Origin of the sequence: Caballeronia sp. NCF2 (genome assembly GCF_023631205.1) — a bacterium.
GTDB classification, from domain to species: domain Bacteria; phylum Pseudomonadota; class Gammaproteobacteria; order Burkholderiales; family Burkholderiaceae; genus Caballeronia; species Caballeronia zhejiangensis.
Window position 1 is genome coordinate 69,393 of sequence record NZ_JALQDN010000069.1, and the last position, 23,626, is coordinate 93,018.

The window sequence follows — 23,626 nt, forward strand, 5'->3', positions numbered from 1 at the left end:
TGAGGAGCATGAGCAACACGGCCGTTGAGCACGGCGGCACGGCCACGACAGTCGCGGACGCGAGCGCGGCCGCTCACACGGTCACGAAGGGATCGATCATCGCGCGCATCGAACGGCTGCCCGCCAATGCGATGCAGGTGCGCGCGCGGATTCTGATCGGCGCGGCGACGTTCTTCGATGGCTTCGATGTCATCGTCATCGCGGCGACCTTGCCGCTGCTCATCCAGCGTTGGGGGCTTACGCCGGGACAGGTCGGCTTTCTGATCGCGTCGGGATCGATCGGACAATTGATCGGCGCATTCCTGTTTCCTTCGCTTGCGGAACGCTTCGGCCGCGTGCGTTCGATCGCGTGGAGCTCGGGGATCATCGGACTGACGAGCATTGCATGCGGCTTCGCGCCTTCGTTCGCCGTGTTCGTCGCGTTGCGCATCGTGCAGGGCCTCGGGCTCGGCGGCGAGTTGCCGGTGGCGGCGACGTACATCAACGAGATCACGCGCGCGCATGGACGCGGGCGCTTCGTGCTGCTGTATGAGATCGTGTTTCCGATCGGCCTGCTTGCATCGAATGCGCTCGGCGCGTGGATCGTGCCGCGATTCGGATGGGAAGCGATGTATTTCATCGGCGGCATTCCGCTCGTGCTGTTCTTCATGTTGCGCGCGCTGGTGCCGGAATCGCCGCGCTGGCTCGGTGAACGCGGCCGCATGGAGGAAGCGGGCGATGCGCTTTCCGCATTCGAAGCGACCGTCAAGCAGCCGTTGCCGCCGCTCGGCAATCTCGCCGAATTCGAAGCGATGGCGAATCGGCATCCGAAGCGGCGCCGTCTCGATCTGATCGGGCCGGCGTATCTGAAGCGCACGATCGCCGTCGCGCTGCTGTGGATGACGTGCGGCGTGCTGCAGTACGGTCTCTCGACGTGGTTGCCGACGATCTACAAGACGGTTTATCACGCGCCGCTGCAGCTTGCGCTGAATCTTGCGGTGGCGGCGTCGGTGCTGGGCGTGATCGGCTCGCTGACGTGCGCGCTGATCGTCGACAAGGTCGGGCGCAAGCCGGTCATCAACTGGTCGTTCGTGTTGTGCGCGGTGTCGCTGGTATGCGCGGGCGTGTTCGTCGCGCAGTCTGTGTATGTGGTTGCGACGTTCTGCGCGCTCGCGCTCGGCTTCATGGCTTGCGGGTTTATCACCGCTTATGTTTATACGCCGGAGTTATATCCGACGAGTATCCGCGCTTTCGGTTGTGGTCTCGGTGGCGCATGGCTCAAGATCGCGGCGATCTTCGCGCCGGCGCTCGTCGGCAAGACGCTGATGGGCGGGAACATGGACATCGCGTTCTATGCGCTCGCGGTCGTGCCGGTCGTCGCGGCGGCGGCGGTGCATTTCATGGGGATCGAGACGAAGGGGAAGGTGCTGGAGCAGTTGGAGGTTTGAGAGGATGGTTGCCCCGCTTTGCGCGGGGCTTTCTCTTTCCTGTTGAGCGGAGGCCAGAGGGGGCCTCGCTCGTTCGGAGGGTTTTCTGAGTTTTTTAGGTGGAACGTCCGGGGCGATCATGCTGCCGATTTAATCGCGGTTAGCGTCGCAAAGTCTGCCTCGTCCGGCGTTTGATCCGCCAGGCTCGAGTGGGGGGCCGCTTTCGGTTGCACAGTTCGATGTATTCGCCGATGGGGCGCTTCGGACCACGCACTCGCGCGCTCCAGATCGGCGTGGACTAACGCGCCGCGTGCATCAGTTCGCCCCCGGTAACGGGACGCCAACCTTCTGCGCGGCAGCCAGCGCACCAGGTGGCAAGGGCGGCGGCGGCTGCCCGGTTGCCTTCTCGGCGAGCGTCTTCGTCACGAAGATGCGCGAGGGCAGTGTGAAGTGACGCAGCGCCAGCACGTCAAGCGGACCCGCGCCCGCTTCGGCGCGCAACTGCACCGAGAGCGAGGACCCCGCGCCCTGGTCCGGCGTCCACGACAGCAGATAGCGCGCATTATCCTGCTGCGAAACTCTCGCGCGCTCGAGCAGCCGGATGAATGCGAAGCGACCCTGCGAGTACATCGTCGAACGCAAGCCGCCTTCCTCAGTCTCCCACTGAGGCTGCGCGTTGTTATCCAGCGCCTGCGCCGGCCATTCGAACGGCACCCATTGTTCCATCTGGTTGAAGTAGTGCAGTTGCTGGCCCGACGAGATCAGCTTCATGTCCGTGATGCCCGGCGTCGCCACGCCTTGCAACTCGAAGCGCACGCGCGCATCGCCCGAAGGAAACAGCACAGTCGCGACGTGGGTGAGCTTGTTGAGCGCCGTGAGGAACGCGGGATCGAGTGTCAGCGTTCCTTGGCTTGCACCTTGCGCGGGCACCCAATGATCGCCTTGAAGCTCGATCACGCCCGCAAGCTGCGTCGAGACGAATTTCGCGATTACGCCGTTGTCCATGCGCATGAAACGCGCCATATCGGGCAGCGAGGCGTCGTTGTTCGAATCCGCAAACGGATAGCGGCCGCCGAACGCGCGGTTCCAGTCGGCGAGAATCGAGGTGCGCCAGATCTCGTTCAGACTCGATGACGCCGGTTGCACAACCACCTGCCACGTTTGATCGAGCGGCGCTTCGAAGAGACGCCCGAAACCCGACCACTGTTCGCCGAGACTCGCCGCCAGACGGCTCGCGTAGTCACGACTGTCGGCGATGTCGGAGGTTTTGCCTTGCAGCACCGCTTGAGCCGCCGCGCGCGACATCGCGTCGGGGTCGGCGCTCGCCATCATCTGCTGCGTCTTCAGGCGCATGGCAGTCACACGCTCCAGATAGCGCGGCAGACTCAGCTCGCCCAAGGCAATCGTTTGCACGGGGGTCTTGCCGTTCGCGGGCGTGGGCGCTGCGAGATCAGCACCGGTCAGGCGCAGAATCGGACCGAAGGCATTGGCCAAGGGCGCCAATGGCTGCTGCGTTTGCTTCGATGGGTCGCGCTCGTCCTTGCCCGCCCATTGCTGCGCTTTCGCGATCAGACTGTCCGAAAGCGATTGCGTCGCGGAGCCCGCGCTTGCCTGGTAGACGATCGCGTTCATCAGTGCAACCAGCGGCGAGCGCTGCGGATCGCCCAACAGCGTCAGTTGATCCACCGTGCCAGACAGCGATGACGCGTTCTGCCAGCGGATGCTGTTCAGAAACTGCGCCCAGGCGCGCGCATAGTCGTCGAAGTAGCGTTGGCGCAGCTCGGCTTTGAGCGTCGAGGGAGCGGTGTTGTCGATCTTCGCGTCGGATAACACCCAGTCGCCGGTGACGGTGCGTTGCTCGCTTGCTTCATCGATCGCCTTCGGGATGCGCTCATCCCACGCGGCGCGGGTGAACACGCCGGGAACGGTGGCGGTCGTGTTGAAGAGGCCTCGGCTCGGGTGGTCGCCCAATAGCGTCGCGAGTGTGATGGGCGGGTACTTCGGCTTCGTTTCCTCGATGATCTGCTGGTAGATCGCATCGGTGGAGTTTTGCAATCCCCGCACGCCGATGATGGTCTGGCGAGTGGCCGCCACGAGCCCGGAATCGGGATCGATCGCAGGCGCCGAAGTCGACGCCCCTGCACGCGTCAGATGGTTCGCGTAGAAGGCGATCACGTGCTGACGCACATCATCCCATGTGCCCGCGGTCACCGACGCGTTCTGCGGCCGCATCGGTGCATCGGTAGCCACCAACTGCGTGTTCAGGAATGCGGCGTCGGCATGCTCGGGATGCGCGAGCATCAAGTAGGTCTTGAGCGTATCGTAGGCGGCCTGAACCTGCGCGTTGCCGCCACTGGCGATTTCCGCGTCGGAGAGCGAGGCGAGTTGCTGGAGGCGTGCTTCGAGCTTCGCCTTGATCGGCTCGATCAGCACGCGCGAGGCAATGCGCTGATACGCGGGCCACAGGGCGTCGAAAATTGCGGCGTCGTGGTTCAGGCCGAAACGCGTGAAGAACGGCGCGCCTTCCTTACGATGGAATTCGAGCGTGTCGAGTTGCTTGTCGAGGGCGTCGAGCGCGAGCAGCGCTTGCGTCGGGTCTTGCGTGGACGAAGCTTTGGTTATGGTGGACGCGGCCTCGTGCATGGACGCGCGGTTCGATGCGCCCGAAATTAACGATCCTAATAGCCAGACTGCGGTGGCGGCGACGATCGACCAGGCGGCCGTGGCCGACCAAGAGAACCCGACGCGGCGACCATGGACCTTGCGGCTGTGCGCGGCGATGGCGGTCCATACAGCACGACGCGGCGTTTCGGGAACGCCCCTGCCTTCGCGCGCGGCCTCACGCGGAAATCCCTCCACACTTACCGATTGAGGCAGCGGTAAAAAGAACAGTCCATGCACGTTGTTGCGAACAAAGCTCGAGCGTCTCACGCCCGTCGCGAGGTCGGCCAGCGCTCCTTGGAACATCGAGATATGCTGTGAAAGCACCGCGAATGATCGGTCTCTCGGATTCCGTGATACCCGAGCCACACCGACATCTGCCAGGCTATAAGTCAGACGCTGTAACGAGGCGCGGACATCGCTGCCGCTCGGATTGGGACTGGACCACGTAAAACCGATCGCCTCGTTCAAATCGACAGCGTTCTTACCGACTTCCTCCACATTCAGAACATACACAGGTGCAGACCAGCGCAACCCGCGAGCCAATCGCGCGAGCGTTCGGGAAAGCATCTGTGCATCGAACGGTTCGTGACCGCAAGGATCGGCGCGCGTGACAGTGACCACGGCGTCCACCGGACGGCGACTGCGTAGCCGGCGAATGTCAGAAAGACGCTGAGATTCGAAATCGCCGTTCGTTTGTCGCGCATACAGAAGAATGGCTCCGCCCACGCTCGCATAGCCGAATTCAATCAGATCCGGCGCCAAACGTCCGACCAAAGCTTCATCTCCAACGAGCAAAACCCACGACTCAGGATTACGCCAGCGACGCAAACGCGGCACGCCGATGGCACTGTGTGTGGTCGGGGACGCCGCTCGTCGACGCCCGGCGCTTCGAAGCGCTGATCCGCAATGCGGAAGACGATGCCTGCCGCCATGCGGGCGATCGTTACGCGTCCGCCCATGCGGCCGCACTGGCATCCATCGTCGGCTGGACGCAACGCATGGTGTTCGGCACGCTGACCGATCCGCGCCAGCCGGCCACGCCCTGGGCGCTCTACGGCGCAGGCTGGATCGACTGCGGGCCCGCCAGCGACGCACATAAACCGTGGGAGCAGGACGTGCAGATGCAAACGCACATCGCGCCCGCGAGCGTCGAAGCAAGCCCGGCTCCGTGGCCGTTGCCGCAATCGCTGATCGAAGCAATGCCCCGCCGCATCGTGACGTCGCCGCGCGTGGCCGCCTTCGCACATGCCATCGGCATCGTGGCACTGGCGGCAGGCGCCGCGATCCTCGGCGCGGGCCGCAACAATGCGGCGCTGCTCGAGCGCCTGCAGGCGGACATGGACCGCTACGCAGCCGTCACGCCGGAGCACGACGCCGCGCGCCGCGACGCGTTGAAGGCGCTCGTCGCCGATCGCGATGAACTGGATCGCTACGCGCGCACGGGCGTGCCGCTCAGACTGTCCTTCGGGCTCTATCGCGGCGCGCAATTGCTGCCGACGTTGAATACCGCCATCGCCAGCTATCAGCCGCCTGCGCCGCCGCCCGCCGTGGTGACGCTCGACAGCATGTCGCTCTTCGACAGCGGCAAGGCGCAACTTAAACCGGGATCGACGCGCGTGCTCGTCGAAGCCGTCGAAATGATCAAGGCGCATCCGGGCAAGCGGATCCTCGTGGCGGGCCATACGGACAACGTGGGCAATGCCGCGAGCAATCTGAAGTTGTCGAACGCGCGCGCCGCGGCTCTGCGCGACTGGCTGATCGAAGCGTCCGGCATACCGGCTACGCAGTTTGCGGTTCAGGGCTACGGCGACACACGCCCCATCCTCGCGAACGACACGCCACAAGGGCGCGCGAAGAACCGTCGCGTGGAAATCACTCTCGTACCGGACACCGCGAACGTCGCGAACTGACATCGTTAATCGAATTCCCGGAGTTCTCTCTTCGGGATCTTGTCGCTCAGGAGTTGTTTTTCTGAGCATTGCTTGGCAGTACCAAAGAGGAGTAGTAAATGGCAATTCCCGCATACATGTGGCTGAAGGATGACGGCGGCGCCGACATCAAGGGTTCCGTCACCGTGCAAGGCCGCGAAGGCAGCGTCGAGATCGTCGAGTTCGGTCATGGCGTGCATATCCCGACCGATGGCAACACCGGCAAGCTCACCGGCACGCGCGTGCACGCGCCGATCACGCTGACCAAGGAAACCGATTCGTCCACGCCGTATCTGTACAAGGCGGTGACGAGCGGCCAGACGCTGAAGTCGGTCGAGATCAAGTGGTACAAGATCGACGACGCGGGCAAGGAGAAGGAATACTTCAACACCAAGCTCGACAACGTCAAGGTCGTCGCGGTCCGTCCGAAGATGCTCGACATCAAGAACCCGGCTTTCGAGAAGCACAACCATCTCGAAGAAGTCGAACTGCGCTACGAGCAGATCACCTGGTCGTTCAAGGACGGCAACATCATCCACAAGGACACGTGGAACGAGCGCGCGTAAGCGCGTGACCCAGCGGCTCATGACAACGTGAGCCGTCGAAGCCAGCCTGCTTGCGGGCTGGCTTTTCTTCTGCAATTCATCCCCACCGTACGCCCTCTTTCATTCACCTCGGCACCGACTTCATATGACAATGCGCGACTCCACTCATCTGCTTCGCCGGCTCAACCAGCACTGCGCCCGCACGCTTGAAGCGGCCGCGAGCCTGTGCCAGACGCGCCTTTCCGACGAAATCACCGTCGAGCACTGGCTGCTGAAGCTCATCGAGGCGGACGAAGGCGACATTCCCGCGATCCTGCGTCACTATGAAATCGATGTCGATGCGATCTGGAACGCACTGCTCGCCGCAATCGACCGCCTGCCGCGCAATCTGCGGGGCATGCCGTCGCTTTCCATCCAGCTCGCGAGCGTGCTGCAGGACGCGTGGAATCTCGCATCGCGCGAGGATATCGACGGTACGATCCGCTCGGCGCATCTGCTGCGCGCGCTCATCGGCGCACCGCATGTCATGCGGACGCAGGACGCGTGGCCGCTTTTTTCGCTTTCCGATGCGCAGATCGAACGGCTCGTGCCGCGTCTCGGACGCGCGTCGTGCGAGAACGCGCCCGCGCAGGAAGACGAAGGCGACGCAAGCGCACCAGTTGCAGATGCTCAAGCGCCCGTCAAGCAGGCGGCCCCGCGCTCGACCGAAGGCCAGGCGCTCGAGCGCTTCGCCATCGACCTGACGGAGAAGGCGCGTCGCGGCGAAATCGATCCGGTGTTCGGCCGCGATCGTGAGATCCAGCAGATGATCGACGTGCTCGTGCGGCGGCGCAAGAACAACCCGATCCTCGTGGGCGAGCCGGGCGTCGGCAAGACGGCGCTAGTCGAAGGGCTCGCGCTGCGCATCGCCGAAGGCTGTGTGCCGTCTCTCTTGCGCGGCGTGCGCATTCTCACGCTCGACCTCGGGCTGCTGCAAGCCGGTGCGGGCGTGAAAGGCGAATTCGAGCAGCGCCTGAAAAACGTGATCGATGAAGTCAAGGCATCGGCGACGCCGATCGTGCTGTTCATCGACGAAGCCCACACGCTGATCGGCGCGGGCAACTCGGCCGGCGGCTCGGACGCTGCGAACTTGCTGAAGCCTGCACTCGCGCGCGGCGAGTTGCGCACCATCGCCGCGACGACGTGGTCCGAATACAAGGAATACTTCGAGCGGGATGCGGCGCTCGAGCGGCGCTTCCAGATGGTCAAGGTGGAAGAGCCGGACGACGATGCCGCCTGTCTCATGTTGCGTGGCCTCGCGACGCGCTACGCACGGCATCACAACGTGCATATCCGCGACGAAGCGCTCGTTGCGGCAGTCAGACTGTCGCGCCGCTACATCCCCGCGCGCCAGTTGCCGGACAAGGCCGTCGATCTCATCGATACCGCCGCGGCGCGCGTGCGTATGGGTCTCGACGCGCCGCCCGCCGAACTGCAGCGCGCGCGCGCGGTCGTGGCCGCGCTGGAACTCGAAGGCGCGAGCATCGATGCCGACGAACGGGCGGGCATCGACGATACAGCCGCGCATCGCGACGCGCTCCGCGCCTCACTGGCGCAAGCGAATCAGGAACTCGCGGACGTTCAGGCGCGCTACGACCGCGAACTGTCGCTGGTGCGCGCGCTGCTGGAACAACGCGGCGACGGCAAGACGAAGCCGGATGCAGATGCGTTCGCCGCAGCGAAGCACGCCCTCACGGATGCGCAAGGCAAGTCGCCGCTGATCTTCGCCGATGTCGACGCACAGGCCATCGCGCGCGTGGTCGCCGAATGGACGGGCGTGCCGGTCGGCAATCTCGTCGAAGACGAGCTGCTCAATCTGCTCACGCTCGAAGATCAACTGGCGAAGCGCGTGGTCGCGCAAGACGACGCGCTCGGCATGCTCGCGCAAAGCCTGCGCACCGCGAAGGCGGGGCTCAAGAGCGAACATGCGCCGCTCGGCGTGTTCCTGCTGACCGGACCCTCGGGCGTCGGCAAGACGGAGACGGCGCTTGCGCTCGCCGATGTGCTGTTCGGCGGCGAGGCCGCGCTCACCACGATCAACATGTCGGAGTATCAGGAAGCGCACACGGTGTCGCAGTTGAAGGGCTCGCCGCCGGGTTACGTCGGCTATGGCCGCGGCGGCGTTCTGACCGAAGCGGTGCGTCAGCGCCCATATAGCGTCGTGCTGTTGGATGAAGTCGAGAAGGCGCATCGCGACGTGCTCGACATGTTCTATCAGGTGTTCGATCGTGGCTCGATGCGTGACGGCGAAGGTCGGGAAATCGACTTCCGCAACTGCGTGATTCTGATGACGTCCAACCTCGGCTCCGAACAGATTCACGATGCGACCACGGACACGCCCGGCATCGCGCACGCCGCGTTGCTCGACGCCATCCATGATCCGCTCGTGAAGCACTTCCAGCCGGCGCTGCTCGCGCGTTTCCAGACGCTCGTGTTCCGCCCGCTCGACGTAAGCGCGCTCGGCGATATCGTCCGCCTCAAGATCGCGAAGATCGCCGATCGCCTGAAGCGTCAGCACGATGTGACGCTCGCCTGCGAGGAATCGCTGATCGCATCGCTGGCTCAAATGTGCCTGTCGCGCGATTCGGGCGCCCGCAATATCGACGCTTTCCTCGACCAGCGCATTCTGCCGACTGTCTCGCGCGAACTCCTGACGCGCATGGCGAGCGGCGCCGCACCCGCGGAGATTCGTCTCGCCTATTCAGAGGAAGGCAATCTGACGATCGAGTTCATCGATCGCGACTCGTCCGTGCCCGCAACCGCCTGAAGCGAGAAAAGATGCCAGGCCCGTCCCTATATGAAATGCTGCTCGGTCAGATCGACGGCGAACCGCTCAGCGATTTCGATGACCGCACGCTCGAAGTCCTGAGCGTGCAGCAGAACGTGCGACGCATCCTGAACACGCGCGCCGGTGCCCTCAAGCATCTGCCGGACTACGGGCTGCCCGATCTGACCAACATCTACAAGGCGCTGCCGGCTTCTTCACAGGCGCTGAAGGAGCAGATGGAAGTCGCGCTGCTGAAGTACGAGCCGCGCATCCGCGCGATCGACGTCGCGATGGTCGATACGTCCGAGCCGGGCCTGCAAGTGAGCTTCGAAATGACCTGTCATCTGAAGCGCGCGGGCCTCGTGCGCTTCGGAACGTACTTCGTGCCGCCCGGCGTTTTCCGGCTGGAGCGGCGCGTGCGCGAGGGCAGGATTTGAATCAGCTTGCGCGCGGGCTGATTCGCGCGCTACACCGAAGCCCCCCGCTCGCCGACCAACTCGCGAAGATCGTGCGCGATCCGGCCGATGACCGGCTCCCAGTCATGCAGCTTCTTCTGTCGATACAGACGCACGGCGGGATACCATTCGGTTCGCTCGCCCTGCAGTCCCCAGCGCCACTCGGGCGCGGACGGCAAGATTCCCCATGTCGGCTTGCCGAGCGCGCCAGCGAGATGCAACGGCGAAGAGTCCACCGATATCACGAGATCGAGATGATCGATGAAGCCGGCGGTATCTGCAAAGTCCGTCCACTGAGACGACACGTCGTGCGCGCGAATGCCCGACTGCCTCGTCAAACTGGCGTTCGCCTGGTTCTTCTGCAGCACGAACCATTCGATACCCTCGATCTCCGACAGCGGCTTCAATGCGCGCGCAGGCACGAAGCGGTCGATGCCGCTGAAGTTGTGCGGCCCGCTATACCAGCACAGTCCCACCTTCAGCTTGCCCGCATACGGCTGCATGAAGCTGTCCCAGCGAGCGCGGGCATCAGCTGGCGCCTCGATGTATCCGCGTCGACTGTCGGAGATGGCCGCTGCTGTCTCGTGCATGTATGCGGGCAGCAAGTAGTCGAAGACCCAGTAATCGTAATTCGCCAGTTCGTCCGGCCGCCAGCCAGATGCAACGCTTTGCGCGCCGTCGAGATCGCGAAACAGCCGGTGCAGTTCCGGCCGGCAAACGAAGTGAACCGACGCGCCCGCCGCTGTCAGCCGGCTCGCGTAACGCGCGAGCATCAGATTGTCGCCGACGCCCGCATGGTAGGCGACCAAGATACGCTTGCCTTGCAGCGATTGACCCCGCCACCATTTTGAAAGATACGGGGCAATATCCGGATCAAGCGCAAGAACATACTCATCGCTCGACACCCCTTCGAGCTTGCGCCATCCCTCGCGCTCGCGTCCGAGCAGAATGAGCACGTCCCCGAGCGGACCGAAGGCATCCACTCGGTGCGGTGCAATCTCTTCGGCTCGGCTAAATGCATCCAGCGCTTCGAGATAACGGCTCTGCATGTACAGCGCTTTCCCCAACATCAGCCAGATGTCGACGTCGTCGGGTGTCTGCGCGAGCAGCGCGCCCGCACGTTCGATGACCCCGGCATAATCGGAGAGGAATCGTCCGCGAAGATGCAGCGCGCTCTTCTCGTCGGCCCGGATAAGCGCCTGCTTCGCATGGAACCGCATCAGTTCCGGTCGACCAGCGAACAGGTAAATCTGCGCGAGGGCGGAATGTGCGTCGCAGTTGTCGGGATCGAATTCGAGCGCCTCGACAAAGCACTCGATCGCGCTTTCCCGATCCCCGCATTCGTTCAGATAGATGATGCCGCGCTGTACGCGGACGATCGCGTTGTCGGGGTTCCGCGCGATCCATCGCGTACACATTTCCAGCGCGAGAAGCGGCTCACCTAATCGGATGAGGCCATTGGTGGCCTCGATCGCGTAATGAGCCTCGTGAGGTTCGATATCGAACGTCCCGTGCCACAAGGCGATTGCCTGGTCGCGTTTGCCACGCTCGATTGCAGCCTGAGCAGCGCTGGCGAGCGCCGTCGCTCGCTCCCTGATGTCATGCTCCACCATCGCTCTTCCGTCGTTCAATAAGGATGCCAGAGCGTAACAGAGCCGAGCGTCTCAACCGTAACAATGCGACGCGCGAACGCCGCTACTCATGCCACTGCCCCGCCCCTCCCGCGAACGCCGGCACGCCCATCTCCTCGCGACTGCGCGCCGCACGCGCTTCGTCGGCTTCCACGGTCTTGCTCGTATCGATGAAAAGCGCCGCGACCGCACCGACCGCGAGCAATCCCGCTGAAATCGTGAACGGCACGTTATAGCTTCCTGTCTGCTGGATCAGATAACCGAACGCGACCGGCGACACCATTCCCGCGATGCCGAAGCCCGTGTTCATCATGCCGCCCGCCGTGCCCGCATACTTACCCGCGATATCGAGCGGCAACGTCCACAGCACCGGATTCGTGATCTCGAGGAAGAAGAACGATGCCGTCAGGAACCACACCGCCATGATCGGGCTCGGCGCATTGACCATCGGCAGAAGGAAGGCGAGCGACCCGCCCATGCCCACGACGAGAATGCTGCAGCGCGCGAGCCGCAGTTTTCCCGTGATCCGGTAGATGCGGTCCGACAGCACGCCGCCGAGCGTATCGCCGATCACGCCGGCAAGCAGCGGCAATGCGGTGAACAGCGCGAGATGCTTCAGATCGAAGCCGCGCGATTCCTTCAGATACGAAGGCAGCCACGTCAGATACACCCACAGCAGCCAGCCATAGCAAAAGTCGACGAAGGTCACGAGCCACATGCGATGAATCAGCATGCGCCACGGCGTCGGCTGCTTTCTCGCGCGCGCGCATTCTCCCGCGCGATAGCCGATCTCAGCGGTTTCCTCGGGCGTCACGCGGCGGTTTTCATCGGGTGAATTGGTGAAGACGAAGAGATACAGCACCGTCCACGCAAGGCTCGCGATGCCCAGCAGAATGAATGCCTCGCGCCAGCCGCTCGCTGCGACCACGGCAAGCACGAGCGGCGGCGTCACCGCGCCGCCGAGCCGCGCGAAACTATGCGTGATGCCTTGTGCAAAGCCGCGTTCGCGCACCGGCATCCAGAACGTGAAGGCGCGCGTGGCGGTCGGAAACGCGCCGCCCTCGCCGATGCCCAACGCAAGGCGCAACAGCACGAGCATGCCGATGCTGCCCGCGAAGCCCGTCGCGAGCGTCGCCGCGCCCCATATCAACGAGAGCACGGTCAATACGAGCTTCGGGCCGAATCGATCGGCAAGCCATCCGCCGACGATCTGCATCACCGCATACGGATACGCGAACGCGGAGAACACGAGCCCGAGCTGCACGGACGTGAGGCCCATCTCCTGCCGGATCAACGGTCCTGCAACGGCGATGTTCACCCGATCGATGTACGAGATGAAGTACATCAGACACATCACGCCGAGAATGATATGGCGCGTCTTCACGCGCTGACGTTGCTTGTTCACAGTGTCTCCTTCCTTTGGTCCATCTGATGTGGAATATCGAGCCGTGTCAGCTATACGAGCTTCAGGCGCTGCACCTTGCCCGAAGGTCCGCGCGGCAATGCATCGGTGAAGCGGAATTCACGCGGCGTCTTGTAACGGCCGAGTTCGCGCAGACAGTGCGCGCGCAAGTCGGCCACATCGAGCGATGCCGCGCCGCCGTTCGGCACGATGTACGCGACGATGTCCTGGCCATACGCTGCATCGGGCACGCCGACGGCCGCTGCTTCGAGCACGCCGGGATGACGCAGCAGCGCTTCGTCGATCTCGCGCGGCGCGATGTTCTCGCCGCCCTTGATGATCAGTTCCTTCGCGCGTCCATTGATGTAGAAGAAGCCCGCCTCGTCGCGGTAGCCGAGATCGCCGCTGCGCAGCCATCCGTCTTCCGTGAACGCGTTGCGCGTTTCTTCCGGACGCTTGTAGTAGCCGCTCATCAATTGCTCGCCGCGCAGCACGAGCTCGCCGGTTTCGTTGGGCGCGCACTCACGTCCATCGATGTCGACGATCTTCGCTTCGCCGCCGGAAGGCAAGCCGATACTGCCGATTCGCCTTAACGTTTTGTCATACGGATTACTGAATATCGGCGCGGCGGTCTCCGTCATGCCCATCGTTTCGATGACGCCGATGCGAAAGCGCTTCTCGAACGCCCGATGATGATCGGCCGGCAACGCTGCCGACGCGCTGCGGCAAAATTTCAGCGCCGACAGATCGCAGCCCTCAGCGCCCTCGCCGTTCAGCAGATAAGCGACGATGGTCGGCACCACGTTGATCCATGTGCATCCGAACTGCGATGCCTCGTTCCAGAACGTGCGCGCCGAGAAACGCGGCGTCATCACCGCCGATCCGCCGTGCCACAGTGGCGACAGCAGCGCGACGACGAGACCGTTGATGTGATAGAGCGGCAACGATACGAGCACGCGATCATCATCGGATAGCCGATGTTCGTCGCTGATGTTGCGCATGTTGGCGAGCAGGCTGCGATGACTCAGCAGCACGCCTTTGGGCGCGCCCGTCGTGCCCGACGTGTACATGAGCAGCGCCGTATCGCCGGGATTCATCGCGCCCGCATCGCTCGCGACGATATGCGCGCCGGGCGTTTCGTCGCGCACGAGTCCGATCGTGCGTGACGGAAGCGTCGGGATATCGGGTAAAGCGTTCGCATCGGGCGACGTACGCACCACAGCGACGTCACGGTCCATGCCTTCGCGACGCAACACGTCCATCGCTTCGACGATGGTGTCGTGCGTGTCATCGGCGACGAAGATCGCGCGCGTCTCCGAATGCTCGACGATATAGCGCACCTGCGAAGGCTGACACAAGAGATTCAGCGGATTCGCCACCAGGCCGCTATACATCGCCGCCAGCAGCAGCCGCGCGGTCTGAATGCCGTTGCCCATGAAGACGGACACGACATCGCCCGCACGCAGGCCCGCAGCATGAAAACGCTCTTCCAGCGCGAGACATGCTTCGCGCAACGCGCCGAAGGTCAGCATGTCGTCCCCGACCGCGGACAGCAGGAAGGGTTTGTCCGGCGCGCGTCCGGCGCGAGCGTCGATCAATGCGCGCAACGTCGATGCAACGACCGGCGCACGATCGGAAGGAACGATTCGATCCGCTAACGCGCTCATCGCCCGATCCTCCTGAAGTAATCGCCGAGCAACGCGTCGACTTCCGGCACGCGCTCCGCAATCCGATACGCGATGCGCGTCACGTTCAGGTATTGCCGATAGCCGAGATTCGCCGAGAAGTTGTTGCCGCCCCAGGTGCCGCATCCCATCGACAGCGAGAACGGCAGGCCGTTGTCGAAGTTGCCGCCGGTCGCGAGGCAGTGCGCCTGATCGACGATCACGCGCGCCACCGGCAATTCTGTGCCGAGCCGGACGGCGAGGGCATCGTCCGCGCCGTGCACGCCGACCGAATGTCCCGCGCCCATGTATTCGTAGATGCCGCGCACGATGCCGATTGCGGCGTCGATGTCGCGCGCGCGATAGACCGTCAGCACGGGCGAGAGCTTTTCGCCGGAGAACGGATACTCGGCGCCGTAGCCGCTCTCCTCGACCATCAAGAACTTCGGCTCGCGCGCCGCGATATCGTCGAGGCCCGCTTCGCGCGCAATGGCCGTCGCCGAGCGCGCGGTGCAGCGCGCCGAGAGCTTGCCGTCGTGCCACATCGCCGCCTGCAACCGCGCCTTCTGCGCAGCGTCGAGCAGCACGCCGCCCTGCTTCGTCAACGCATCGAGCATGCGCGCATGGATCGCTTCTTCGATCACGACGCTGTTCTCCGATGAACAACTCGTCGCGTTGTCGAACGTCTTGGACGCGGCAATCTTGCGCGCGGCATCATCGGGAATCGCGCTCGCCGTGACGATCGATGCGACGTTGCCCGCGCCCACGCCGAACGCGGGCGTGCCGCTCGTATAGGCCATGCGGACGTTCGCCTGCGAGCCCGTCGCGACGACGAGATCCGCGAGCTTCATCAACGCGGCGGTCGCGGCCTTGCCGATCGGATGCGGCAACATCTGCACGAGATCGCGATCGAGACCGGCCTTCGCGAACTCCGCATGAATGAACTCGATGAGCAACGCGCACGACGAATAGCCCTTCGGTGAGGGCGCGACGATGACCGCGTTGCCGCACTTGAGCGCGTTGATGATCTTGTTGGCGGGCGTCGCGGCCGGATTCGTCGATGGCGTGATCGCCGCCACGACGCCGACCGCGCGCGCAATTTCGACGATGCCGTGTTCCTCGTCGCGCACGATCACGCCCGTCGTCGCGACGCCGTGAAGATCGCGCAGCAGGCCGAGCGTCTTGCGATGGTTCTTGCGGAATTTGTCGTCGGCGTTGCCGAGGCCCGTATCGCGCACGGCCAGGTCCGCGAGTTGCCGGTTGCGCTGCGGCTCCATGATGGCCCACGCAGCGGCCGATGCAGCTAAGTCGAGCGTCTCCTGGCCCGCTTGTTCGAAGCGTCGTTGCGCGGCGCGCGCTCGCGTCACGAGCGCGGCAACGATGCGCTCCACATCGGGTTCTGGTTGATTCGGCGCATCGTCGTGAGGACGTGCGAGCGTCGCGCCGCTTGCCATGTGATTCATGCGATAAACCTCGGCTGTTGGAAGATTGAAGGTGCTTTCCAATCTAGTCAGCCGCGTCCGTCGCGCGGTCCCGTTTTCTGGACTAACGCGTGCAGCGATAGCGCGAGCATCGGAAATTCAGCTTTTCGGGACTTTTTAGAGTCCCGAAAACCGGTGTTTTCGACGCACAATGAAATAAAACCGAAAAGTATGCAGACGGAGACAAGCGTGACTTCGAATCAATCGAATGCCGCCGCCGTGCGCGCGTTTCGCGTGCTCGAAACGCTCGCCGAGGCGAATCGCCCGCTTTCCATGACCGAGCTCGTCGATGCATTGGGTCTGCCCAAACAGACCGTGCATCGCATCCTGGTGCAGTTGATGGACGCATGGCTCGTCACGCGCGGCGCAAGCGACAAGCTTTATGAATGCTCGGCGCGCGTGCGTACGCTCGCCATCAACGTGCTGATGCACGCGGGTCCCGCTGCGGCGCGTCATGCGCTATTGGAACAGCTCGTCATGCGCGTCGGCGAAACATGCAATCTGACGATGCTCGCGGGCAACGACGTCGTCTATGTGGATCGCGTCGAAACGGGATGGCCGCTGCGCATGCATCTGCAGCCAGGTTCGCATGTGCCGTTGCATTGCTCCGCAAGCGGCAAGCTGCTGCTGAGCTTTTTGCCGAAGGATCGGCGCGAACGCATGATCGAACGCTTGCCGTTGCGTTCGTATTCGGAGCGCACGATCACCGATCGCGACGCACTGCGCAAGGAGCTCGCATTGACACGCCGCCGCATGCTCGCCATCAACAATCAGGAGCATTTGCAGGGACTCGTTGCGATCGCGGTGCCGGTGATGCTCGATCGCAATCGCGCGTGTGCGGCGATTGCGATTCAGGCGCCGGTGGGGCGCGTGGCACTCGATCAGTTGCTTGCGTTCGAACCCGATCTGCGCCGTGCTGCAGAAGAAACCGCGAAGACGTTCAAGGATTGAAGGCCGGTTTTCGATTCGGCAAACCGGCCTTTGCTTCAGTGCTTATCGTTCGCTGGTCTGGAGATGCCGCGTCGAATGATGTTCGTCTTCGACCTCGACTTCCTTGCGGCCGCGCTTGAACACGACATACGCGACGATCAGAATGCCGAGACTCGCGACGCCCAGCCACAGCGGCTTGCGTTGATCGGGAATGAAGGCCATCGCGACGAGAATCGCCATCATCCCGAAGATCGCGAGCCACGTGAGATAGGGAAATCCCCACATGCGTACGCGCAGGTCGCTTACTTCGAAGCTCGTCATACGGCCGCGCAAGCGCAGTTGCGAAAACGCGATCAGCAGATACACGAAGATCGCCACCGTGCCATACGAATTCACGAGGAACGCGAACACCGTATCCGGCGATACATACGACATCACCACCGACACATACCCGAAAACCGTGCCGAGCAGAATGGCGCGCGTCGGCACGCCGCGCTTGTTGACCTTCGCGAGTCCGAGCGGCGCATCGCCGTGACGCGTCAACGCGAACAGCATGCGCGATGCCGCATAGAGGCCCGAGTTCAGCGCGGACAGCACGGCGGTGAGGACGATCGCGTTCATCACGTTGGCTGCGGCGGGCATGCCCATTACTTCGAGCGCGCTGACATAAGGCGTCGCCATCTGATGCGAATTCCACGGCACCAGCGCGACGACGAGCGCCACCGATCCGACATAGAACACGAGCACTCGCGTGATGACGGAATTAGTTGCCTTCGCAACTGCCTTCGCAGGCTCCTTCGCTTCGGCCGCCGCGATCGTGACGATTTCCGCGCCGAAGTAGAAGCCGGTCGCCGCGACCGCGCCCGTCATCACGGGCCCGATGCCCTTCGGCATGAAGCCGCCATGGCCGAGGAACGTCGCGGCGACATCGGTCGTGTGCATCGATGCGGGCCAGAAGCCGCAGACGTACAGGCCGCCGAGAAACAGGAACACGATGATCGCGCCGACCTTGATCGACGAAAACCAGAACTCGAATTCGCCATAACTGCCGACCGAAATGAGATTGGTCAGCGTGAGCACGACGAGCAACACCAGGCTGATCATCCATGCAGGCACATCCGGTATCCAGAACTGCACGAGCTTCGCGCCCGCGACTGCTTCGAGCGCGATCACGATGACCCAGAAGTACCAGTACATCCAGCCCGTCAGGAACCCGGCGAGACGGCCCGGCCCGCGCTGCGTCTTGAACGCGAGCCGCGCATATTCGTAGAACGAGCCGACGGCGGGCATCGCGCAGGCCATCTCGCCGAGCATACGCATGACGAGAACCACGAGGCCGCCCGTGATGAGAAACGAGAGAATCGCCGCGGGTCCGGCCTGCTGGATCACCACGCCGCTCCCGACGAATAGTCCGGCGCCTATGACGCCGCCCAATGCGATCATCGTCATGTGGCGCTGCTTGAGGCCACACTTGAGATCGCTCTGCTCCGTACTCGATTGCATGTCGTCTCCTGATTTGCTTGTACCGATTCGGCGCTCGCCCGCGGGTTCGTTGCCGGCGGGTCGAGGCGTTCGTTCAATGACGCTTCAAAGCGCCGGACGATCCTTTCGATAGGCGTTCTTCACCGCGATCCTGCCATTGCTGAACGTGAAGACGTCCACCATGCGCGCCTCGATGCGCGAGCCGTCCGCCTTCGTGCCGCGAAACGTCGATTCCGATACGCCGCGATTGCCGCTCACGAAGTGCTCGCCGTCATTCCACGATGCATCGGGAAAGGTTTCCCACGCAAGCGTGAAGCCCTTGCGCACTTCGTCCCGGCCCTTGAACGTGCGGCCCAGCGCATCGGGTCCGGCCACGCCGTGAAAAACGCATTCGTCCGCCATGCAGTTCATCAGCGCGTCGATGTCGTGGCGGTTCCATGCATCGTTGAACGTCTGCAAGAGGCGAATGTAATCCTGATTCGTTTGTGTGCTCATGTGTCGATGTTTTCAGTGCGTTGCGAAAGAGACCAAAATGCGTTCAGCGCTTCTCGTCCTGCGCCAGATACTTGTGATACAGAAACCGTTGGCCGACGCGGCGGAACGGCGCGAAGCCTTTCCACTTCACCATGCCCATCACGTTCGGATATTCGAGCGCGGAGTCGTAGATCGGCAGATCGTCGCGGCTGTGCTGCCACTTTCCCGCGACGCGCTCGGCCATGCGCCGCCCCGCATGCGCGGAGAACGACACGCCGTTTCCGCCATAACCGACTGCATAAAAAATGCTCTGCTGCGGATCGGGTTGCGCGACGCGCGGCATCATGTCGTGACTCACATCGACCCAGCCCCACCAGGAGTAATCGATGCGAATGCCTTTGAGCGATGGAAACTTGCGATGCAAGCCCTCGATGAGCACGTCCATATGGCGAGGGTTTGCCGCATCGGCGCCGGTGATCGCGCTGCGGCTGCCGATCTGCACGCGGTTATCCGGCAACAGCCGATAGTAGAAGCGCAGCGTGCGCGTATCGGTAATGACCTGGCGCGAGAGGAAATTGGTCGATGCGAGTTCTTCCTGCGTAAGCGGCCGCGTAACGAGCGAGTTCGAGAGTATCGGCATGATCTTCGCGGATAGCGCGCGATGCATGTCGTTGCGCGTATAGCCGCCGGTCGCGAACGCGATCGCCTTCGCGCGAATCACGCCGCGCGGCGTGCGGACATGATGCACGCCGCGAATCGTCTCGACGTTGAGGACCGGCGTGCCCGGATGCACCTTCACGCCGAGCGAGCGCGCCATACGCATATAGCCGAACGCGAGCTTCAACGGATGCACGCCGATGCCATCGGGCTCCAGCAGCGCGCCGCAATTCTCGCGATCGTCGACATACGATTGCGCGACTTCCTTCGCGCTCAGCATGCGCGCGTCGTAGCCGAATACGTCGCGCATCACTTTGCATTCGTTCGCGAGAAAGTCCATCTTGCGCGCGCGATGCGCGATGTACAGATGCCCGCCCGGCTGCGGATCGCATGTGAACTCGCCGATCAATTGCTTGAAGGTGTCGAAACCTTCGCGGATCTCGGCATCGAGCCTGAGCGCCGTCTGCTTGCCCCAGCGTTCGATCCATTGCGAGCGATAGAGGCGTCCGCTCGCGTTCTGCCCTTGCCCGCCGTTGCGGCTCGTGCAGCCCCATGCCGTGCGATTCGCATCGACGATGGTCGCGCGGATGCCATGTTCGCGCGCCAGAAAGAGCGCCGTCGAAAGGCCGGTGAATCCCGCGCCGACGATCAACACGTCGACGTCGGCATCGCCGGGCAAGGGGCCGTCGTCTTCGGGCGGCTCGCCCGCGGTCGCGACCCAGTAGGTGGGCGCGTAATCCATCGGCTGACGGCCGATGGGCGAAACGAGCGGGTCGTAGAGCGGATCGTATGGGGCGCACGCGCCACGAAAGGCCGGCGCAACGTAGTCGAGAGTAGCCACCGATGACTCCTTGGAAAGTACCCTCATACTGCACCGAACTCGACGTACCGCTTAGAGCCACGCCGAAACCATCGTTAGTGCCAGGATGCCGCCGCCGCTGGCCCCAGCGATTGGTCGCGTCTGGCACTACCGCGCGCGCTTTTTGTCTGGTCATACTGAGCCGAATCCCTTCTCTCTCGCACCGAATGTCTCGGGAGGCCAATGATCATGCGGAGTGACCCATGCCGAAGCGCTCTCAGGCATCGAAGGGCAAGCATTCATGCCTTCGAGTCATCTTCCCGCCGATCTGCGCAGCATTGCCTTTCGCTCCGATGAGCGTTTCGATCGCCGCTTGCCCAAGGCCACGTGCGCGTCGATCGGCGATCGCCTCTTGCGCGCGAAGAGCATCGCGCGGCTCGTGATGGAACGTGTGCCGAGATTCACGTCGTCGGCAAGCGCTGGCAAGTCATGCCATGCCGCGATGTCGACGAAACCGCCATCGTCTTCATCGGCCTGTTCGAAACCGACGACATACATCGCGCGTTAAGTCGTGCCTCTGCGCCGCGCACCGAGCCATGCGGCGAGCTTCGCGAATAGCGTCATGTCCGGCGCAACGCTCAGATCCACTGCGAAGTGATGCCGATAGTACGTGCTCAAATCGAGGCCGACGCCAAGGCCGAGCACTTCCACAGCGCGCGATGCTTCGTGCTTCTCGACGACCTCTCTCAAGTGCTGATCGAGATAGTTCGGATCGTTGGCTTGCGCGGTCGCGCTGTCCATCGGGCTTCCATCGGAGATGACAACGAGGATGCGGCGCGCTTCGTCACGCGCGATGAGCCGCGAGCATGCCCAATCCACCGCTTCGCCGTCGATACCTTCGCGGAACAGATCGGCCTTGAACAGCGCCGCGATATCGCGTCGCGCGGCACGCCAGCCTGCCTCCCCTTCCTTGAAAATCATGTTGCAGGCTTCGTTGAGCCGGCCCGGATACTTCGGCCGGCCCTTCGCGAGCCAGTCGAGCTTCGCGCGCCCGCCATTCCATGCGCCGGTCGTGAAGCCGAGCACTTCCGTCGTGACGCCCGCCATGCCAAGAGCTCGCACGAGCACGTCGATCATCACCGTGACCGGCTCGATGCTCGCCTTCATCGAGCCCGAGCAGTCGATGAGAAAGCCCACCGCACAGTCCGCGTGCGGACGTTCGCGCTCGCGTCTGAATACGCGCCGCTCATCCGGCGATGCCACCACTTGCGCGAGCCGCCGGCCGTCGATGCGCCCGTCTTCCTCGCCGAACGACCAGCCATCGCGACGCGGCACGGTGATGGACGCCTGCAACATGCGCGCGAGACGCGGCACGTTGATATGCCGCGCGGCAATCAGAGCGTCCAGCCGCTCGCGATATTCGCGCAACAACGCGGCCCGGATCAGCGTCGATGGGCGAACGGTCTTGTCGTAACGCGTGGTGAAGATGCGATACGCCTCGCCCGTCGCCTCGCGCGCGCTGCTGTCGCCACTCGCAGCGAGCGCCAGCCGTTCGAGTTCGCCATGTTCGTCGTCGGTATCGAACCAGGTGCCGAGCATGGTGCGCGCGGCATCTTCTTCTTCGTCGTCGGATGAATCGCTCTCGACGAACGTGTGCCGCACTTCCTGCACCATTTCGCCTATCGTTCGCGCGATTTCCAGCGCATGGACCGCATACGCGCGCTGGTCGTGACGATGGCGGCGCATGCCCGCAAGCGCATTGCCGAGCGATGGCGCGAGCGCCGCACGGGTCGCTTCGATGAGCCCTTCGGTTTCTTCGAGCACGGCGCGGCCCGAAAGACGCGACTGCGCCATTTGCGCGGCGGTGTAAATCAACAAGCCGATATCGCTGTCGAGCAAGCCCGATTCGTAGCACGCGAGCGACCACGCATCGAAGCGATGCCGCACATTGCGCTTCACGCCTTCCATGCCGGAAGGCACGCGCGTTTCGCAGCGCAACTGTTCGAGCATGTCGAAGACCATGCGCGCGACGGGTTCACCGGGAGCGAGTTCGCGATGCAGCGCGGCATCCGAATGCGCGATGCGCAACGCGGACGCATCGGCCGCGCCGCGCGCCGAATCGGCGTCATCTTCCTCTCTGTGCTCGCCGCGCAAATGCGGCGCACGCAACGGCACCGGCCGCAGATGCCGATACAACTTGCCACCGCGGTAATGCAATGCGTCGTCGCCGGTCAGGGCTCGCACGGTGGCCGCGCACAGCGCATCGCGTCGCGCGCGTTCGCGCGAGTCGTTCATCGCGCCGACTCGTCGTGCCACTGCGATGGCGTATCGAGTTCCTCGCCGAACGCGCGCTGAAAATATTCCGCGACGATCGGCCGTTCCGCTTCATCGCATTTGTTCAGGAAAGTGAGACGCAGCGCGAGCTTCGTATCGCGGAAAACTTCGCGGTTTTCCGCCCAGCTAATGACGGTGCGCGGCGACATCAGCGTCGACAAATCGCCCGCCGCGAAGCCGCGCCGCGTGAGACCCGCCATGCTCACCATCGAATCGACGAGCGCGCGGCCCGCGTCGTTATCGAGCTGCGGCACGCGCGCGAGCACGATGCGGGCCTCTTCCTCGCGCGACAGATAGTTGAGCGTCGCGACGACGTTCCAGCGATCGATCTGCGCGTGATTCAACATCTGCGTGCCGTGATACATGCCGTTCAGGTTTCCGAGGCCGATCGTGTTGGTCGTCGCGAACAGCCGAAAAAAACGATGCGGCTGGATCACGCGGTTCTGGTCGAGCAGCGTAAAACTGCCGTCGCGTTCCAGAATTCGTTGAATCACGAACATCACGTCGGGACGGCCGGCGTCGTATTCGTCGAACACGAGCGCAACCGGCCGTTGCAGCGCCCAAGGCACGATGCCTTCCTGAAACTCGGTGATCTGCACGTCGTCGCGCACCACGATCGCGTCCTTGCCGACGAGATCGAGGCGGCTCACGTGGCCATCGAGATTGACGCGCATGCAAGGCCAGTTGAGCCGTGCCGCCACCTGTTCGATGTGAGTCGACTTGCCGGTGCCGTGCAGCCCCTGCACCATCACGCGCCGGTTGAATGCGAAGCCGGCGAGAATCGCCAGCGTGACCTCGGGATTGAAGCGGTACGCCTCGTCGATTTCCGGAACGTGCGGATCGCGCGTGCTGAACGCAGGAACGTCCAGATCGGTGTCGATTCCGAAAAGCGAGCGCACGGACACCTTCCGATCCGGCTCGTCCATCCATGTGTCGCGCATCATGAGGCTTCGTCTCCCGTAGCAGAG

Annotated in this window: 15 protein-coding genes and 1 pseudogene; 6 read left to right on the forward strand and 10 right to left on the reverse strand. The window is 63.5% G+C overall.

Going from position 1 to position 23,626, the window contains the following annotated elements; translation table 11 throughout:
• Positions 1 to 8: 8 nt before the first annotated feature.
• Positions 9 to 1,427, forward strand: coding sequence for an MFS transporter (locus NCS02_RS27625; protein WP_250520180.1), 1,419 nt, complete (start codon positions 9 to 11; stop codon positions 1,425 to 1,427).
• A 294-nt stretch (positions 1,428 to 1,721) separates the two neighbouring features.
• On the opposite strand, the gene NCS02_RS27630 is transcribed toward NCS02_RS27625, so the two are convergent.
• Positions 1,722 to 4,049 carry an ImcF-related family protein gene (locus NCS02_RS27630; protein WP_250520181.1) on the reverse strand — a complete coding sequence of 776 codons (2,328 nt, stop codon included), beginning with the start codon at positions 4,047 to 4,049 and terminating at the stop codon, positions 1,722 to 1,724.
• A gap of 836 nt (positions 4,050 to 4,885) precedes the next feature.
• Between NCS02_RS27630 and NCS02_RS27635 the strand changes: the two are divergent.
• The 4 genes and pseudogenes from NCS02_RS27635 to tssE form a co-directional block, all read left to right on the forward strand.
• Positions 4,886 to 5,980: pseudogene (locus NCS02_RS27635) on the forward strand (OmpA family protein); the annotation flags it as partial.
• A 98-nt stretch (positions 5,981 to 6,078) separates the two neighbouring features.
• The gene (locus tag NCS02_RS27640; protein ID WP_008346030.1) at positions 6,079 to 6,564 is read left to right on the forward strand and encodes an Hcp family type VI secretion system effector; all 486 of its coding nucleotides are present in this window, start codon (positions 6,079 to 6,081) and stop codon (positions 6,562 to 6,564) included.
• Positions 6,565 to 6,688: 124 nt separating this feature from the next.
• A complete protein-coding gene (tssH, locus tag NCS02_RS27645; RefSeq protein ID WP_250520182.1) occupies positions 6,689 to 9,349 on the forward strand; it encodes a type VI secretion system ATPase TssH in 2,661 nt (886 codons plus the stop codon).
• An 11-nt stretch (positions 9,350 to 9,360) separates the two neighbouring features.
• A complete protein-coding gene (gene tssE / locus NCS02_RS27650) occupies positions 9,361 to 9,786 on the forward strand; it encodes a type VI secretion system baseplate subunit TssE (RefSeq protein WP_033536886.1) in 426 nt (141 codons plus the stop codon).
• A gap of 29 nt (positions 9,787 to 9,815) precedes the next feature.
• Here the strand turns inward: tssE and NCS02_RS27655 are convergent, their stop codons facing one another.
• From NCS02_RS27655 to sauS, 4 genes are all read right to left on the reverse strand, one after another.
• Positions 9,816 to 11,417, reverse strand: coding sequence for a tetratricopeptide repeat protein (locus tag NCS02_RS27655; protein WP_250520183.1), 1,602 nt, complete (start codon positions 11,415 to 11,417; stop codon positions 9,816 to 9,818).
• 82 nt (positions 11,418 to 11,499) lie between these two features.
• On the reverse strand, positions 11,500 to 12,840 hold the full coding sequence (locus tag NCS02_RS27660) for an MFS transporter (protein WP_008346035.1): 1,341 nt from the start codon (positions 12,838 to 12,840) through the stop codon (positions 11,500 to 11,502).
• Between the two features lie 50 nt (positions 12,841 to 12,890).
• The gene (locus NCS02_RS27665; RefSeq protein WP_250520184.1) at positions 12,891 to 14,504 is read right to left on the reverse strand and encodes an AMP-binding protein; all 1,614 of its coding nucleotides are present in this window, start codon (positions 14,502 to 14,504) and stop codon (positions 12,891 to 12,893) included.
• A complete protein-coding gene (gene sauS / locus NCS02_RS27670) occupies positions 14,501 to 15,964 on the reverse strand; it encodes an acylating sulfoacetaldehyde dehydrogenase (RefSeq protein WP_250523376.1) in 1,464 nt (487 codons plus the stop codon). The genes NCS02_RS27665 and sauS overlap by 4 nt, the downstream gene beginning before the upstream one ends.
• Before the next feature lie 189 nt (positions 15,965 to 16,153).
• Here sauS and NCS02_RS27675 point away from each other — a divergent pair, with 189 nt between their 5' ends.
• Positions 16,154 to 16,933 (forward strand): IclR family transcriptional regulator, encoded by a 780-nt coding sequence (locus tag NCS02_RS27675; RefSeq protein WP_008346040.1) that lies wholly within the window; start codon positions 16,154 to 16,156, stop codon positions 16,931 to 16,933.
• Between the two features lie 42 nt (positions 16,934 to 16,975).
• Here the strand turns inward: NCS02_RS27675 and NCS02_RS27680 are convergent, their stop codons facing one another.
• From NCS02_RS27680 to NCS02_RS27700, 5 genes are all read right to left on the reverse strand, one after another.
• A complete protein-coding gene (locus NCS02_RS27680; RefSeq protein ID WP_008346042.1) occupies positions 16,976 to 18,415 on the reverse strand; it encodes an amino acid permease in 1,440 nt (479 codons plus the stop codon).
• A gap of 84 nt (positions 18,416 to 18,499) precedes the next feature.
• Positions 18,500 to 18,889 carry a nuclear transport factor 2 family protein gene (locus NCS02_RS27685; protein WP_250507851.1) on the reverse strand — a complete coding sequence of 130 codons (390 nt, stop codon included), beginning with the start codon at positions 18,887 to 18,889 and terminating at the stop codon, positions 18,500 to 18,502.
• 43 nt (positions 18,890 to 18,932) lie between these two features.
• Positions 18,933 to 20,366, reverse strand: coding sequence for an NAD(P)/FAD-dependent oxidoreductase (locus NCS02_RS27690; protein WP_175980327.1), 1,434 nt, complete (start codon positions 20,364 to 20,366; stop codon positions 18,933 to 18,935).
• 522 nt (positions 20,367 to 20,888) lie between these two features.
• A complete protein-coding gene (locus tag NCS02_RS27695; RefSeq protein WP_250520186.1) occupies positions 20,889 to 22,619 on the reverse strand; it encodes a cobaltochelatase CobT-related protein in 1,731 nt (576 codons plus the stop codon).
• On the reverse strand, positions 22,616 to 23,602 hold the full coding sequence (locus NCS02_RS27700) for an AAA family ATPase (protein WP_250520187.1): 987 nt from the start codon (positions 23,600 to 23,602) through the stop codon (positions 22,616 to 22,618). The genes NCS02_RS27695 and NCS02_RS27700 overlap by 4 nt, the downstream gene beginning before the upstream one ends.
• Between the last annotated feature and the right edge of the window lie 24 nt (positions 23,603 to 23,626).